Source organism: Agrobacterium sp. LEGMi-208b, from assembly GCF_059511785.1.
In genome coordinates, this window is sequence record NZ_CM183446.1 from 1,190,191 (window position 1) to 1,206,507 (window position 16,317).

10 protein-coding genes are annotated in these 16,317 nt (G+C 59.1%); 8 read left to right on the forward strand and 2 right to left on the reverse strand.

Going from position 1 to position 16,317, the window contains the following annotated elements; translation table 11 throughout:
* Positions 1–21: 21 nt before the first annotated feature.
* Positions 22–3,417, forward strand: coding sequence for an acyl-[ACP]--phospholipid O-acyltransferase (locus AC5YUO_RS20055; protein WP_496156507.1), 3,396 nt, complete (start codon positions 22–24; stop codon positions 3,415–3,417).
* 186 nt (positions 3,418–3,603) lie between these two features.
* Here the strand turns inward: AC5YUO_RS20055 and AC5YUO_RS20060 are convergent, their stop codons facing one another.
* Both AC5YUO_RS20060 and ydiJ read right to left on the reverse strand, forming a co-directional pair.
* Complete coding sequence (locus AC5YUO_RS20060) at positions 3,604–4,335, reverse strand: FadR/GntR family transcriptional regulator (RefSeq protein ID WP_496156508.1); 732 nt, start codon at positions 4,333–4,335, stop codon at positions 3,604–3,606.
* Positions 4,336–4,387: 52 nt separating this feature from the next.
* Positions 4,388–7,435, reverse strand: coding sequence for a D-2-hydroxyglutarate dehydrogenase YdiJ (ydiJ, locus tag AC5YUO_RS20065; RefSeq protein ID WP_496156509.1), 3,048 nt, complete (start codon positions 7,433–7,435; stop codon positions 4,388–4,390).
* Between the two features lie 97 nt (positions 7,436–7,532).
* On the opposite strand from ydiJ, the gene AC5YUO_RS20070 reads away from it, so the two are divergent.
* The 7 genes from AC5YUO_RS20070 to AC5YUO_RS20100 all read left to right on the forward strand — a co-directional run bounded on the left by AC5YUO_RS20070 (position 7,533) and on the right by AC5YUO_RS20100 (position 16,310).
* A complete protein-coding gene (locus tag AC5YUO_RS20070; RefSeq protein ID WP_496154904.1) occupies positions 7,533–8,282 on the forward strand; it encodes an SDR family NAD(P)-dependent oxidoreductase in 750 nt (249 codons plus the stop codon).
* Entirely contained in the window at positions 8,275–9,015 is a 741-nt protein-coding gene (locus AC5YUO_RS20075; protein WP_496154905.1) for an SDR family oxidoreductase, read from the forward strand. The genes AC5YUO_RS20070 and AC5YUO_RS20075 overlap by 8 nt, the downstream gene beginning before the upstream one ends.
* A 102-nt stretch (positions 9,016–9,117) precedes the next feature.
* Positions 9,118–9,744, forward strand: a complete 627-nt coding sequence (locus AC5YUO_RS20080; protein WP_400816308.1) for an SDR family NAD(P)-dependent oxidoreductase — start codon at positions 9,118–9,120, stop codon at positions 9,742–9,744.
* A complete protein-coding gene (locus AC5YUO_RS20085) occupies positions 9,734–11,410 on the forward strand; it encodes a thiamine pyrophosphate-binding protein (RefSeq protein WP_496154906.1) in 1,677 nt (558 codons plus the stop codon). Before AC5YUO_RS20080 ends, AC5YUO_RS20085 begins: the two co-directional genes overlap by 11 nt.
* Positions 11,407–13,485 carry a hydantoinase/oxoprolinase family protein gene (locus AC5YUO_RS20090; protein WP_496154907.1) on the forward strand — a complete coding sequence of 693 codons (2,079 nt, stop codon included), beginning with the start codon at positions 11,407–11,409 and terminating at the stop codon, positions 13,483–13,485. The genes AC5YUO_RS20085 and AC5YUO_RS20090 overlap by 4 nt, the downstream gene beginning before the upstream one ends.
* 3 nt (positions 13,486–13,488) lie before the next feature.
* A complete protein-coding gene (locus tag AC5YUO_RS20095) occupies positions 13,489–15,105 on the forward strand; it encodes a hydantoinase B/oxoprolinase family protein (protein WP_496154908.1) in 1,617 nt (538 codons plus the stop codon).
* Positions 15,105–16,310 (forward strand): pyridoxal phosphate-dependent aminotransferase, encoded by a 1,206-nt coding sequence (locus AC5YUO_RS20100; protein WP_496154909.1) that lies wholly within the window; start codon positions 15,105–15,107, stop codon positions 16,308–16,310. Before AC5YUO_RS20095 ends, AC5YUO_RS20100 begins: the two co-directional genes overlap by 1 nt.
* Positions 16,311–16,317: the final 7 nt, after the last annotated feature.

Here is a 16,317-nt window from a genome sequence, read left to right on the forward strand (position 1 = left end):
CGATCGACAAAGGAAAGCGTCATGCACGATAGTCTAATGAAAACGAGGAAATTCGCGCCGCTATTCTGGACGCAATTCCTGTCCGCCTTCAACGACAACTTCCTCAAACAGACACTTGTCTTCCTCATTCTGGCGACAATGGCCGCCGAAGGCGCAGCGCTGGTGACGCTTGCAGGTGGCATCTTCATCGCTCCCTTCCTGCTTTTGTCCGCCCTTGGCGGCGAACTTGCCGACAAGCACGACAAGGCGCAGATGGCCGAGCGGCTGAAATTTGCCGAGATCGGCATTGCCGCCATCTCCGTTGTCGGCATCGCTTTTTCATCCATCTTCGTGCTGATGGTCGCCCTGTTCGGTTTCGGCGTCATCTCTGCGCTGTTCGGACCGATCAAGTACGGCATCCTGCCGGACCTTCTCGAAACCCGGGAACTGCCGAAGGCAAATGCCTGGATCGAAGGCGGTACTTTCATCGCCATCCTGACCGGCACGATCGTCGCCGCACTCGCCTTTTCCAAAGGCGACACCATCTGGATATTCGGGCCGATGATGATGGTTCTGTCGGTTCTCTGCTGGGGGTCGGCCCGCATGATCCCGCGCATCGGTGCAAAGGAACCTTCTCTGGTCATCGACAAAAACGTGCTGCGGTCCAGCATGACGCTGGTAAGGGAACTGCGCGAGGACACCCGTGTGTGGCGCTCCGCCCTGATGAATTGCTGGTTCTGGTTCGTCGGCGCTTTCATCATGTCGATGTTGCCCATCATGGTCAGTGAAATCCTCGGCGGCTCCGAACTGGTCGTTCCGGCCTATCTGGGAATCTTCGCGGTCTCGATTGCTGTCGGTTCCGCCATTGCCGGTTGGATGTCGGCCGGTCGCGTCGTTCTGTTGCCGGCACCCGTGGGCCTTGCCATCGTCGCGCTGTTCGGTATGGATCTCGCCTGGAATCTCTGGGGCCTGAAGTCCACTTCGCATGCGGAGACGATTTCCGCCTTCTTCGCCGGACCGAAAACCATTCGCGTCGCAATTGATCTCGCAGGCATGGCGATCGGCGGCGCTTTTCTCGCCGTGCCGACCTTTGCTGCCATGCAGACCTGGGCGGATGAAAAACGCCGTGCCCGCGTCATCGGCGGCGCCAATGTTCTGTCGGCCCTGTTCATCACCGTCGGTCTGGCGCTCGTCGCTGTCCTGCAGGCCGCCGGCATGTCGGTTCCGCTGATCATACTCGGCCTGTCCGTTATCAATATCGGCGTTGCCTGGCTGATGCTGAAGACGCTGCCAACCAATGCTTTCCGCGATTTCATCTCGATCCTCTTCCGCGCCTTCATGCGGCTGGAAGTCGAGGGTCTGGAAAATATCCGCAAGGCCGGCCGCGCTCCGATCATCGCGCTCAACCATGTCAGTTTTCTCGACGGCGCGCTGGCGCTTGCCATCACCGATGAGGAGCCGGTCTTTGCCGTCGATTACAAGATCGCCCAGGCGTGGTGGGTGCGCCCGTTCCTGAAGATGTGCAAATTCCTGCCGCTCGATCCGACCAAGCCGATGGCGACCCGCTCGCTCATAAAGGTGGCTCAGGACGGCAATGCGATCGGTATTTTCCCGGAAGGTCGCCTGACGGTCACCGGCACGCTTATGAAGGTCTATGATGGTGCCGCCATGGTGGCCGACAAGACCGGTTCAATGATCGTGCCCGTCCGTATAGATGGTCTGGAAAAGAGCTATTTCTCCAGACTTTCCGCCGGGCAGGTGCGTCTGCGCCTGTTTCCCAAGGTCAAGGTGACGATCCTTGAACCGGTGCGGCTCGAAGTTCCTGTCGATCTCAAGGGTCGCAAGCGGCGCGTCGCAGCCGGCGCGGCGCTCTACAGGATCATGTCGTCGCTTATGTTCAGGACCACCAATACCGACCTTACCGTGCTGGAACGCATCATCGAGACGGCGCGGGATAGGGGCGGCAGCAAGCTTGCGGTGGAAGACCCGATCAGTGGCCCCTTGTCCTATGGCAAGCTGCTCACCGGCGCCGCCGTTCTGGGCGCCAGGTTCAAGGTGATGTTCCCGAACGAAAAGACGCTTGGCGTGATGCTGCCAAATGCCAACGGCACTGCGGCCACCCTGCTCGGCGTCATGTCCGCAGGCAAGGTTCCGGCCATGCTCAATTTCACCGCCGGTGCCGCCAACATCGTGTCGGCCTGCAAGGCGGCGCAGATCAAGCATGTCCTGTGCTCGCGCGCCTTCGTGACACAGGGTAAGCTTGCACCGATCATTGCCGAGCTCGAAAAGGACGTAACTTTCGTCTGGCTGGACGATCTGCGTCAGACGGTTACGTTCTTCGAAAAATTGAAGGGGCTGTTGCGCCGCTACAGGCCTTTGGTGAAACAGAAGGCGGATGACACCGCGGTCATCCTCTTCACCTCCGGCTCGGAAGGCGCGCCGAAGGGGGTTGTGCTGACCCACCGCAACATCCTGTCGAATACCGCGCAGGCGGCATCGCGCATCGACTTCCATTCCGGTGACAAGGTTTTCAATATCCTGCCGGTGTTCCACTCCTTCGGGCTGACCGCCGGCACCGTTCTGCCGCTGGTCGCTGGCGTGCCGGTCTATTTTTACCCGTCGCCGCTTCATTACCGTATCGTGCCGGAGTTGATCTACACGTCGAATGCCACCATCATCTTCGGCACGGACACGTTTTTGAACGGGTATGCCCGCACGGCGCATCCTTATGATTTCCGCTCGATCCGCTACATCTTTTCGGGTGCTGAACCGGTCAAGCCGTCGACCCGCGAAAGCTACATGGAAAAGTTCGGCCTGCGCATTCTGGAAGGTTACGGCGTCACCGAAACCGCGCCGGTGATATCGCTGAACACGCCCATGTTCAATCGCTCCGGTACTGTCGGCAAGATCATGCCGGGTATGGAATGGAAGCTCGAACCGGTTCCCGGCATCGATCAGGGCGGCCGCCTGTTCATTCGCGGTCCAAATGTGATGGCTGGCTATCTCAGGGCCGAAAATCCCGGCGTGATCGAGCCGCTGGAAGAGGGTTGGCACGACACGGGTGATATCGTCACCATCGACGAGGATGGTTTCGTCACCATTCGTGGGCGCGCCAAGCGCTTTGCCAAGATCGGCGGCGAAATGGTTTCGCTCGCGGCAGTGGAAGCCCTGGCGGGCCAGCTTTGGCCGAGCAGCCTTTCGGTTGTTTCTGCCGTGCCGGACGCCAAGAAAGGCGAGCGCCTGATCCTGTTGACCGACGCACCCAATGCCACGCGCTCCGATTTCGCAATCTTTGCCAAGGCCAAGGGTGCGATGGATATGATGGTGCCCGCCGAGGTCAATGTCGGCGTCGTGCCGGTCCTGGGTTCCGGCAAGGTGGATTTTGTTGCCGCCAAGAAGATTGCACTGTCCTCACAGCTATCCCGGGACGCGGCCTGAGTCTCAATCCATGCGGACGGTCGTCAACGCGCGCCGTCCGCATAGTCTACCCGTCAATAGGACGTTCTTCATTACTATGCAAACGAGCCTACATTAACGAGATGAGCGGTTCTCATCTCATCAAGGTGATGCGGTATCACATTCCTGCCGTCTCGCAGAGCCCGGCGCGAAACTGAACGGTTCACATTAATCCGTGGCTGCGGTGCTTGCTGGTTCATCCAGCATTGTTCGGTATCGATTCAGGCTCTCTTCAAGATGTGCCGCAATTGCGTTCTTTGCAGCCTTCGCATCGCCCTGCGTTATAGCAGAAAGGATAGAGGCGTGTTCCTTGTTTATTTTCTTGAGATAGGCTTGGTAAGCTCGCGATGATTGGCGATGTTTCAACACGAGTTCGAAGTTGATACTCTCCATCACCGCTTCCAGAAAACTTGGAAAATGAGGATTTCTCGTTGCTCTGGCAATTGCAAGGTGGAACTCGAAATCCGCACGTGCTTCGATTTCGGCGTCGTCAGTTTCAAGGGCGTCGAGATGATCATAGGCTCGCGCGATTTCGGCCAAAGCTTCCGGCGTCCTGCGGGTTGCCGCGAGTGCTGCAGCCTGCATCTCAACACCGAGCCGCAGTTCGAGTATTTGCATAGCGGAGCGGATATCGTCGATCCGGTTGATCTCGAAGTTCAGCGTCTTTGCGTCTTTTTCCGTAACAAATACACCTGCACCCTGTCTGGCAGTGACCCGGCCGCTGACTTTAAGCGACATGAGGGCTTCGCGAATGACGGTGCGCGATACCCCGAACTCCTCGCAGAGCTGAGCGCTTGATGGTATCTTCTCTCCCGCAGAATAAAGCCCCGAATCGATGCGTTCGCTGAGCTTTGCAACAACGATTTCTGCGAGATTGCCGCGTTGCGTGATAATCGACAAAAGATGCCCCGTCTCGTTATGGAGTTAGATTTATCACATATCACATATCATTCTACTTGGCGACGCCCGGTTTTAGAAGGTCGCACAATGTCTCCAGGGGATGAGGGAGACGCTTTTGGTCGATTTCTTTTGCCTGTGAGCGGCAGGAATAACCGGTTGCCATTGTTACGATCTCGTCCGAACGGGCGATTTCCGCCGACCAGCTCATCCCGTACAGCTTCTCGGATGTGCTGCGGTTGCGTAGCTCATGTCCGAATGTTCCAGCCATACCGCAACAGCCTGTGTTTGCAATCTGCAGATCGACGCCGACTGCTTTGAAAACGGTCTGCCATTGCATCAGCGAGGAAGGCGCATTGGTGCGCTCCGTACAGTGCGGCAGCAGCTTGAGCTGCTTGCTTACCTTTACTTCCTGGATGGCATCCATCGGCCTCGACATATTCGCCAGCCACTCCTGTGGCAGGAGCACGGGCGGTATGATGCTCCGGCTGTCTGCTTGCCTGTATTCGCTCCGGAAGGCGAGCGTCATGGACGGATCGAGGCCAACCAGCGGAACACCGGTTGCGGCAAGGCGATCAAGTTCGCCTGCGGTTTTTGAAGCGGCTCTTTTAAACCGATCCAGGTAGCCGTGGACATGCAACGCCTTGCCGTTCGTCAGGGGCGGCGAAAGAAGAGGCGTAAAGCCAAGCAATCGGGCAACCTCTATTGCGGCAACGCCCACCGATGGATCGAAATAGGCTGTGAATGCATCGGCGACGAAGATGACGAGGCGTTCTCGCTGGTTCAGGGGCAACGCATCAATCCGGTCAGCCTGTGCGACGTCGACCCCCATGCGCGCTGCCAGGCGCGGGAGAGGTAAACGTGCCAGACCAGGAAGCGCCGTGAGGCCCGCCAGTCTCATTGTGGCGCGACCGAACGAGCTGCCAACAGCGAGATTATAAATCGGCCGAAATCTTGCCATGAGAGGCAAAATGGTTTCGATACTGGCGACAAGCGGGTCTTTTAACGGTCGCAGGTACCTGCCGTAATAGAGGTTCAGGAATTTCGAGCGGAAAGCAGGCACGCTGACCTTGACCGGACATTGGCCGGCGCATGCTTTGCAGGCAAGACAGGTATCCATGGCTTGCCTGACTTCGTGCGAGAAGTCGGAGCCGTTGACGGGGTTGAGCGTATTGAAGGCGCGTCTGACAAACCCCAGTGTCCTGGCAGATTTGCTCAGTCTTGCAGCTTCCCGTCTGGGGTCGATGCCCCGTTCGGCAAGGAGCCGCAGCCATTCACGCATCAAAGCTGCGCGGCCTTTGGGCGAGTAGATACGATTTCGTGTCGCTTTATAGGACGGACACATCGGGCTCGACACATCGAAGTCGAAACACGCACCGTTTCCATTGCAGTAGGCGGCATTGTCAAAGGCGGCGCGGATTTCATTTCCAATCGCCTTGTCGACGGAGCCGCGCAGAGGCACCTCGTCTATCTTCAAAAGAGGTTCGTCGTCTGGCGTTGCGATCTTACCGTGGTTGAGGCGGTTTGCCGGATCAAACGCCCGTTTGATGTCCTGCAGACGCGGGTAAAGATCGCCAAAAAACTCAGGAACGTATTCGGAACGAACCCCTTTGCCGTGTTCACCCCACAGAACTCCACCATGCTTGCGGGTGAGGGCAACGACGGCGTCGGTGATCTCACGGATGAGCGGCACATGGTCGTCGCGCGTCAGGTCGAGGGCAGGCCGAACATGAAGGACTCCTGCGTCAACGTGACCGAACATGCCGTAGGAAAGGCCAGCTCCGTCAAGAAGCGCGCGGAACTCTCTGATATAGGCCGCGAGGTTTTCGGGCGGAACCGCAGTGTCTTCGACGAAGGCAACGGGGCGAACTGGTCCGTCCACATTGCCTAGAAGGCCAACGGCGCGCTTGCGCATGCTCCAGATCGCTTCAACATCGGCAGGAGCAGTGGCGATCGTGTACCCTCCGCTGCCGATATCTGCCGCATGCGACAATGCAGACGTTACGCCCTGCACTTTAAGTTCCAGCTCTGCCGGATCGTCGGCCAGCACTTCGACGATGTTGATGCCGTTTGTCGAGTGACTTGCATCGTCAGGGAAAAACCGGGCAATGCCATTCCAGACAATGTCACCTTTCGCCAGGCCGAGTACTTTCTCGTCGATGGTTTCGACCGAAGCTACGCTTAGTGCCGTGAGGCGCCGGGCGTCCTCCAGTGCAGCATTGAAATCGGCATATCGGATATTCACGAGTGCTGAATGTTTCGGAATTGGCAGCAGATTGAGTTCGATCTCGGCGATAATGGCCAGCGTGCCCTCAGACCCGCAAAGGATGGCATTAAGATCGAAGCGTCCATCGTCGCGACGGATGTGCGCCAGGTCATATCCTGTCATATATCGATTAAGACGGGGAAATACGTTTTTGATCCTGTCACCGTCGTCTCGAGCGATGCGATCTACGGTGCGATGGATGTCACCGATGCGATCGGTACGGGCTTTGACTTTGGCAAGCGAAACATCGTCGAGTGGACGGGACCACCAGTCCGTTGCGTCGCTGAGGATCACCCTAAGCCCGAGAACGTGATTGCTTGTCTTTCCGTAGAGGCACGATCCCTGACCGCAGGCGTCGGTCGATACCATGCCGCCGATTGTCGCTCGATTGGAGGTGGAAAGTTCCGGTGCGAAGAACAGGCCATGTTCCCTAAGCGCGAAATTGAGCTGGTCTTTTACGACGCCGGCCTCTACACGCGCGGTCCCGCGCACGGGATCAATCTCCAAAATCCTGTTCATGTGCCGCGAACAGTCCACGACAAGCCCGGTTGTCAACGATTGACCGTTTGTCCCCGTGCCGCCTCCGCGCGGTGCAAGGCGCAGGCTCTCGAACCGTGGCTCGGAAAGGACGCGCATAAGGATCTTTATGTCTTCCGCGTCCCTGGGAAAAACCACTGCCGATGGTTCGCGCTGATAAATCGAATTGTCCGTCGAAAAGACAGTGCGCGCCGCCGCACTGGCATCTGCGTCGCCGGAGAACCCTGCCTCTACGAGACGTTCAAAAAAACCGGGAGTGCCGGCGCAATGGGTATCGCTCGTCTGCAGCCTAGGGATCATTGGTTTTCGCAGAAAAATTTACTTGAGGTTCGATTAACTTGGCATATAAGTGATAACATACAAATAAAATGGCGCAACTGAAATGCAGAGGTGGAACGTGAAAGATCAGACAGCAGTCATCGTGGGCGGAGCTTCGGGTCTCGGCCTGACAACGGCAAAGCTCATGGCGTCTCACGGTGTTGCCAGAATTGGCCTCATCGATCGAAATGCGGAGTTGCTCGCGTCTTCGGCGGACACTTTGCGGGGTCTCGGTGTGGAAGTCGCAACGTCGGTTGCGGATATCTCCAGATCCGAGACCGCTCACCGGGGCTTCAATGAGATTGCGGAGAGGCTGGGCAGGATACATTGCCTTATCAACAGCGCGGCGGTCTATCCGCGCAAGCCGATCCTTGAAATCACCGACGAGGAATGGGATCTGGAAAATGCCATTAACGTCAAGGGCACGTATCATATGATGGTGGCGGCCATTCTTCATATGCGCCAGTACGTCAATGCGCCGGAAGTGACTGGCCGTATTGTCAACGTAACATCGGTCGATGCGTTTAAGGCACACCCTCAAAACGCTCACTATGCAGCAACAAAGGCGGCAGTCGTCAGCCTCACCAAATCCTTCGCTGCGGAAGTCGCAAAAGATCAGATTCTCGTCAATTCCGTTGCTCCAGCAGGCTTTGCCACCGATCGCGCCAAGGAACTCGGCTTTCTTCCCGAGCTTGCGAAGGCGAGTGCTTTGGGTCGCGCCGCCGAACCCGTCGAAATGGCCGAATGGATCGTCATGATGGCGTCAAGCCGTAATACCTACGCGACGGGCGAGAACGTCGTCATCAGCGGGGGCTACATCTATGTTTGACATCTACCGCAACGCCGTCGTCACAGGAGCGACCAGCGGCATCGGCAAGGCCACGGTGCTTGAACTCGCCCGGCGCGGTCTGACGGTCTATGCAGTCGGCCGCAACCGGGAGCAACTCGATGAACTGTCCTCCGTAAAAGGTGTCATCGCGGTTCAGGCGGATGTGCGGGAGACTGAAAGGATCGCAGATGCCGTCAAGGGCGTGGAGATCGATGTTCTTGTCAACAATGCGGGCATCCTCTCCACCCGTGCGACATTCCACGAGATCGATCCCGCCGAGATCGACGCGATGATCGACGTCAATCTCAAGGCACCGATGCATCTCACGCGGGCGCTCCTGCCGGGCATGGTTGAGCGCAAGCGCGGTCATCTGGTTTACATCGGCTCAAGCGGCGGTCAGGCGCCATATCCGAACATGGGCGCCTACGGCCCATCGAAGGCGGGTCTCAGCCTCTTCTGCGACAACCTGCGATGCGATCTTCTGGGTACGTCGGTCAGGGTGACGGAAGTGGTGCCAGGGCGGGTCCAAACGGACCTCTACCGGACAGCAATGGCAGGAAACTCTGCCCGCACACTGCTTTATGACGGCTATCGTCCCATTCAGCCGGAGCATGTTTCATCGATCATCGTCAACGCTATCGAGCTTCCGGTGTTTGTCGATGTCGCACGCATCGAGGTTTTCCCGACAGACCAGGCGACCGGCGGCGGTACGATGGTCAAGTTTCAGGAGTAGGGCTTCTCGCAGCAACAAGCATTACTTGTCGAAGTCTTCCATTTTCTTGATTTCGCCGGTGCGGCGATGTGGTCATCATCTTTGCAAATATGAGGGTGATCGATGTCGAGGGCACTTGTAACAGGAGCAACGAGGGGGGCGGGCCGTGCGGTGGCGGTGGCACTTGCCTGTGCCGGCTATGAAACTTGCGCCCTTGGGCGCGACAGGCTGGTTCTGGAAGAGCTTCGCAGTGATTTCGGCGTGCTTCCCATGGCGATCGATCTGACCGATCGTGAGGCGGTTCGGGTGATCGTTGAGGGCATGAAGCCCGATATCGTCGTGCACGCCGCATTGCGGTGGCCAACTGAAACGGCTTTTGAGAAGCTTCAGGAAGCCGACATAGACATGGCTCTTGAAGTGAACCTCTCCGCAATGTTTCACCTGACGCGGTTGGTCCTGCCGGCCATGAAGGAGCAGGGGCTGGGCGCTCTGTTTGTGGTTTCGCCTCATTCCGGCGAAGGCCCGTCGACCCTGGAAAGAAGCGTAGCCGGCGCGAGTGAGGCATTTGTCGAGGCCCTTCAAGGCGAGCTGACGGACGCTGGCATTACGGCCCAGTCAATCATTTGCGAAAAGCCTCCATTTGATTTGCTGGTCGCATCTATTCTCGAACATCTGGAAACCGTTGGCCTGGCGCCTCTACGCTACAAAGCCGACGCTCATAATCATCAGGGAACGCGCAATGTTACGTAATGGTGGGCAGCTTTTGGTCGAATGCCTGTTGGCACTCGGTGTGCGCAAAGGCTTCGGAGTGCCGGGAGAGAGTTATCTTGCCGTGCTGGACGCGCTGCATGATACGGTCGGCAAGCTCGACTATGTCGTGTGTCGTAATGAAGGGGGCGCCTCCTTCATGGCAGCCGCCTATGGCAAGCTGACCGGTCAGCCCGGCATCTGCTTCGTCACCCGGGGTCCGGGCGCCACCAATGCCTCGATCGGCGTTCATACCGCCATGCAGGATTCCTCGCCGATGATCCTGTTCGTCGGCCAGGTCGGCACCGACATGAAGGGCAGGGAAGCCTTTCAGGAAGTGGACTACAAGGCTGCGTTTGGAACGGTGGCGAAATGGGCCGTCGAGATCGATCAGGTCGAACGTATTCCCGAAATTGTCGCTCGCGCATGGACGATGGCGGTTACCGGTCGTCCCGGCCCGGTTGTTATCGCCTTGCCGGAAGACATGCTGACGTCAATGACGGAAAGGGCGCCACTTTCCGGTCCGGCCGAAATCATCGAGGCCGCACCTTCGGAATTCGCCATGCAGCGCCTTGCGACGCTGCTGTCCCAGGCCAAGCGTCCAGTCATTCTTTACGGTGGCTGTAACTGGAAGGAAGGTTCGGCCAAGCGCCTTCAGGCGTTTGCGGAAGCATCCGATATCCCGGTCGTTTCTGTGTTTCGCTATCAGGACCAGTATGACAACGCTTCCATCACTTTCTGCGGCGAAGCCGGAGTCGGTATGGTTGCGTCGGTGAAGGAACTGCTGCGCGATGCGGATGTGATCCTCGCGATCAATAACCGCTTCGGCGAAAACTCCACCGATGGTTATACGTTGTTCGACGTCCCGCAGCCGCGCCAGCGCATCATCCACGTTCACGGTTCTGATCTGGAGATCGGCAAGATCTACCAGCCTGAACTCGGTATCCACGCCGGCCCGAATGCCTTTGCTGAAGCGCTCTCTGCACTCGAACCGGTAAAGGGACCATGGGCCGAATGGCGGGCCGGAGCCCGCGCCGCCTATGAAGCGTCTTTCAAGCTCAAGGATCTTCCGTCGCCGGTCGATATGGGCAAGGTCACTGCTTATCTCAACGAGATATTGCCGGAGGATGTCATCCTGACGAATGGCGCGGGCAACTTCACCGTCTGGCCGAACAAGTTCTTCAGGTTCGGTCCGAGGGCCCGGCTTCTCGCCCCGCAATCCGGTGCGATGGGCTATGGCGTACCGGCAGCCATTGCCGCCAAGGTTGCCTTTCCGGACCGCACAGTCGTCTGCTTTGCCGGTGACGGCGATTTCCAGATGAACTGTCAGGAACTTGCAACCGCCCTGCAACACGGCGCACAGCCGATCATCCTTCTGCTGAACAACGGCATATACGGTACGATCCGCGCCCATCAGGAGCGCCATTATCCGGCCCGCGTCTCGGGAACCGAAATGGTCAATCCGGATTTTGTCGCTCTTGCCAAGGCATATGGTTTCCATGCCGAGCGGGTGACGGCGACGGCTGATTTCGCAGAAGCCTTTGAGCGTGCGCTTTCCTCCAGAACCGGTGCGCTTCTCGATCTCGATATCTCACCGGAAGCTCTGACACCGAGACAGACTCTTTCCGAAATGCGCCAGGCCGCGCTTGCCAAGAAGGAAAACGCATGACCATCGGAAACGACATCCGTCTCGGCGCAGATATCGGCGGTACGTTCACCGATATCGCCCTCGACGTGCGTGGAACGCTGTATTCGACCAAGGTTCTGACCAATTATGCAGCGCCCGAACAGGCCATTCTGGACGGCATCGACATCGTCATCCGCGATGCCGGTATCGCCATTTCGCAGATCGAGTTGATCATTCACGGCACAACGCTTGCCACCAACGCGTTGATCGAGCGTCGTGGCGCGCGCACCGCACTGGTGACGACCGAAGGCTTTCGTGACGTGATCGAGATGCGTACGGAGAACCGCTTCGAGCAATATGATCTCGATCTTGTTCTGCCCAAGCCGCTCATTCCGCGGGAAGACCGCTTCCCGGTCAAGGGCCGCATCTCGGCGCAGGGTACGGAACTTCAGCCGCTGGACGAGCAGGCGCTCGAGGAAATCGCCAGACGGATCGCCGCCGAGGATTTCGGCGCCGTCGCCATCGGTTTCATTCATTCCTACATGAACCCCGACCACGAACGCCGTGCCCGCGAAATCCTCGCCCGGACGCTCGATCTGCCGATCTCGATCTCCAGCGAGGTTTCGCCGCAGATGCGCGAGTTCGAACGGTTCAATACTGTTTGTGCAAACGCCTATGTGCGCCCGCAAATGGCCGACTATCTCAATCGTCTCCAGGTCCGCCTCAAGGACATGGGCGCCTCCTGCCCGGTCTTCATGATCCATTCCGGCGGTGGCCTCGTGTCGGTAGAGACAGCGGCCGAGTTTCCCGTGCGTCTGGTCGAATCCGGCCCGGCCGGCGGTGCGATTTTCGCAGCGGATGTGGCGCGCCGCTTCGATCTTCAGCGGGTGGTCTCCTATGATATGGGTGGAACGACGGCAAAGATCTGCCTCATCGAGGATTTCCAGCCGCAGACCGCACGGACGTTTGAGGTCGCGCGCACCTACCGGTTTTGCAAGGGATCAGGCATGCCGATCTCGATACCGGTCATTGAGATGATCGAGATTGGCGCCGGCGGCGGCTCGATCGCCTGGGTGGATGCCATGGGACGCATTCAGGCAGGGCCTGAATCGGCCGCTTCCGAGCCGGGTCCTGCCTGTTACCAGCGCGGGGGCGAGCGGCCGGCAATCACGGATGCCGACCTCGTTCTCGGCAAGCTCGATCCCGACAATTTCGCCGGCGGCAAGATCAAGCTGTCAACCGGGAAGGCGTCCGCTGCGATAGCCCGCGACGTTGGCGACAAGCTCAGGCTCGATCCGCTTTCGGCCGCTTTCGGCATTGTTGAGGTGGTGGATGAGAATATGGCCAACGCCGCCCGCGTCCATGCGGTTGAAAACGGCAAGAACATCTCGGAAAACACCATGATCGCCTTTGGCGGTGCCGCACCCCTGCACGCCGCGCGGCTCTGCGAAAAGCTGGGCGTCGACCGCTGCCTCATCCCGCAGGGTGCCGGTGTCGGCTCGGCGATCGGATTCCTGAAGGCTCCTTTCGGATATGAGGCGGTCGGCTCGCAGATCATGAGCCTGTCGGCCTTCGATACCGTCCGGCTCAACACGCTGCTGGACGACCTCAAGGAGACCGCCGAGGGTTTCGTGCGCGCTGGCACGGCTGGCAAGATCAGCCGCGAAGTGGTGGCGTTCATGCGCTATCGCGGCCAGGGTTGGGAAATTCCGGTCAGCCTGCCGGATCGTCATTTCCAGGCTGCCGACCGCGCCATGATCGAGGAGAATTTCAGGGCGCGTTATGCCCAGTTCTTCGGCCGGGCAGTGGAGGGGCCGGAAATCGAATTCGTCACATTCTCCGTCAAGGCGCAGGATGTGCGCCCGGGTGGTGAGCGCCATGCGCTGATCTCCACCGGCAGCACGATTGACACCCCCGTCACGCGCGATGTGTTCGATCCAGCCGCGGGAACACCCCTTAAAACGGCCATCGTGGAACGCTCGACGATCAGGGTTGGCGAGCGTGTCACCGGTCCGGCGGTTATCGTCGAGCGTGAAACCTCGACCATCGTCACCTCGCCGTTTGACGCCATCGTCCAGAGCGACGGCACCATCCTTCTGATCCGAAAGGAACTGTAATCCATGAGCCAGCTTGACGAAATCCGCATGCAGGTCATGTGGAACCGGCTGATTTCCGTCGTCGAAGAACAGGCGATGACGCTGCTGCGCACCGCTTTTTCGACCTCGGTGCGTGAGGCGGGCGACCTTTCCGCCGGTGTCTACAACGCGAAGGGTGAAATGCTGGCGCAGGCCGTGACCGGCACGCCGGGCCATGTCAACACGATGGCTGAAGCCGTACTGCACTTCATCGCGGAAATTCCGCGCGAGGAGATGTATCCGGGCGACACCTACGTCACCAACGATCCCTGGAAGGGCACCGGTCATCTTCACGACATCACCATGGTTTCCCCATCCTTCAAGGGAGAGGAACTGATCGGCTTCTTCGCCTGCACGGCGCATGTCGTCGATGTCGGCGGTCGTGGTTTCGGCGCCGATGGCAAGTCGGTTTATGAGGAGGGCATCCAGATCCCGATCATGAAGTTCGCCGAGCGCGGCGAGGTGAACAGGGATCTTCTGAAGATACTGCGCCTCAATGTTCGCGAGCCGAACCAGGTCATTGGCGATTTCTTCTCGCTTGCGGCCTGCAATGACGTTGGTCATCGTCGCCTGATCGAAATGCTGGACGAGATCGGCCTTCCCAATCTCGAGACGCTTGGCGCTTTCATCCTCTCGCGCACCCACACGGCGATCATGGAGCGGATTGCCGCCCTGCCGAAAGGCGCGTGGAAAAACGAGCTTCTGACTGACGGTTACGACAAGCCGATCAATCTGGCTGCCGAGGTAACGATTGGCAACACGTCGGTCGATGTCGATTTTTCCGGCACGGATGCGATGAGCCGGTGGGGCATCAACGTGCCGCTGATCTATACGAAGGCCTATGCCTGCTACGCGCTGAAATGCGTGGTCGCCCCCGACATTCCCAACAATGCGGCTTCGCTTGCCGTCTTTAATGTTTCCTCACCGGTAAATATTCTCAACGCCGAGCGCCCGGCTCCGGTTTCTGTTCGCCACGTGATCGGACACATGGTGCCGGACCTTGTGCTTGGCGCGCTTGCAAAGGCGCTGCCGGGAAAAATCCTCGCCGAAGGCGCCGCGGCGCTGTGGAACATCCATATCTCCGCCCGGCCGGTCGCTGGCGCACAGGGGCGGCGCGCCGAGGTGCTGATGTTCAATTCGGGTGGCATGGGCGCGCGACCGGGGCTTGATGGACTGTCTGCGACGGCTTTCCCCTCCGGCGTCCATACGATGCCAATCGAGGCGACGGAACATACCGGACCGATCGTTGTCTGGCGCAAGGAATTGCGTCCGGATTCCGCCGGCGATGGCGAATATCGCGGCGGTCTCGGCCAGATCATCGAGATCGCCCCGGCCGATGGCCACGAATTCGATTTCTCCGCCATGTTCGACCGCATCGGGACACCGGCGGCGGGCCGCGATGGCGGCGAACCCGGAAAGCCCGGCAAGGCCATGCTGGATGACGGAACATTGCTGCGGCCGAAGGGATGGCAGCATGTGCCCTCCGGACGCAGGCTGGTCCTGCATTTACCGGGCGGCGGCGGGTTCGGCGATCCGGAAAAGCGCAGCGAAGCGGCGAAGGCTGAAGATGTCCGCAAGGGTTATGTGACGGAGACGAAATGATGACGAGGATTGCAGACCGTCTTGCGGCGGTAAAACCTTCGGCCTCCATGGCCGTGTCACAGGCAGCCAAGGATCTGGCCGCCACCGGGATCGATGTGATCGATCTTGGCCTCGGTGAACCCGATTTCGCCGCCCCGGCGCATGTGACCGAAGCGGCATTCAAGGCGGCCCGCGAAAACCGGATGCTCTATACGGCCGCACCCGGCACGCCGGAACTGCGCCGCGCCATCGCTGCCAAGTTCAAACGCGAGAACGGACTTGATTTTGCCCTCGACGAAATCGCCGTTTCCAACGGCGCCAAGCAGATCATCTTCAACGCTCTGATGGCGACCGTCAACGAGCGCGACGAGGTCATCCTTCCCGCTCCCTATTTCGTCTCATATCCGGAAATGGTAAAGCTTTTCGGCGGTGTGCCGGTGACACCGGCTTGCGGTGCCGAAGACGGTTTCCGCCTGACGCCCGAGGTGCTGGAAGCGGCAATCACACCGAAGACGAAATGGCTGTTTCTCAACCTGCCGGGCAACCCCTCCGGCGCAGTTTACAGCGAGGAACAGCTTAAGGCGCTCGGCGTCGTTCTCGCCCGCCATCCGCAAATCCTGATCCTATCCGACGAGATCTATGAACACATTATTTTCGATGGTCGTGACTTCGTCAGCTTCGGCAGGGCCTGCCCGGACCTGCGCGATCGCAGCCTGATCGTGAACGGCGTCTCCAAGGCCTATGCGATGACCGGCTGGCGTGTCGGTTATGCCGCCGGTCCGAAGGATCTCATCAAGGCAATGTCGACCGTGCAGAGCCAGTCCTGCACATCGGTTGCGACGGTGGCGCAGATCGCGGCGCAAGCTGCACTCGAAGGACCCCAGGAAGAGGTCAGCCGCTTCCGTGAGGCGTTCGAGCGGCGTCGGGACCTCGTCGTGCGCGAGATTTCCGCGATCGAAGGTCTGACACTCGATCCGCCAGAAGGCGCGTTCTACGCCTATATCGGTTGCGCAGCCTTTATCGGTGCGAAGACGCCGGAAGGCGTCACGATCGCCAATGACAGCGACTTTGCGACCTATCTTCTTCGCGAGGCTCATGTCGCGGCCGTGCCGGGCGCGGCCTACGGCCTGTCGCCTTTCTTTCGCATTTCCACCGCGACATCCGAAGCCACCCTTCAGGATGCCATTGCCCGCATTGCGGCTGCCGTTTCCAGACTGCAAAATTAAGACAGGA

Excerpts from the sequence above, each read along its gene's own strand:
- AC5YUO_RS20055 (WP_496156507.1), top strand. The coding sequence starts at position 22 with ATGCACGATAGTCTAATGAAAACGAGGAAATTCGCGCCGCTATTCTGG.
- ydiJ (WP_496156509.1), bottom strand. The coding sequence starts at position 7,435 with ATGATCCCTAGGCTGCAGACGAGCGATACCCATTGCGCCGGCACTCCC.
- AC5YUO_RS20075 (WP_496154905.1), top strand. The coding sequence starts at position 8,275 with ATGTTTGACATCTACCGCAACGCCGTCGTCACAGGAGCGACCAGCGGC.
- AC5YUO_RS20080 (WP_400816308.1), top strand. The coding sequence starts at position 9,118 with ATGTCGAGGGCACTTGTAACAGGAGCAACGAGGGGGGCGGGCCGTGCG.
- AC5YUO_RS20085 (WP_496154906.1), top strand. The coding sequence starts at position 9,734 with ATGTTACGTAATGGTGGGCAGCTTTTGGTCGAATGCCTGTTGGCACTC.
- AC5YUO_RS20090 (WP_496154907.1), top strand. The coding sequence starts at position 11,407 with ATGACCATCGGAAACGACATCCGTCTCGGCGCAGATATCGGCGGTACG.
- AC5YUO_RS20095 (WP_496154908.1), top strand. The coding sequence starts at position 13,489 with ATGAGCCAGCTTGACGAAATCCGCATGCAGGTCATGTGGAACCGGCTG.
- AC5YUO_RS20100 (WP_496154909.1), top strand. The coding sequence starts at position 15,105 with ATGACGAGGATTGCAGACCGTCTTGCGGCGGTAAAACCTTCGGCCTCC.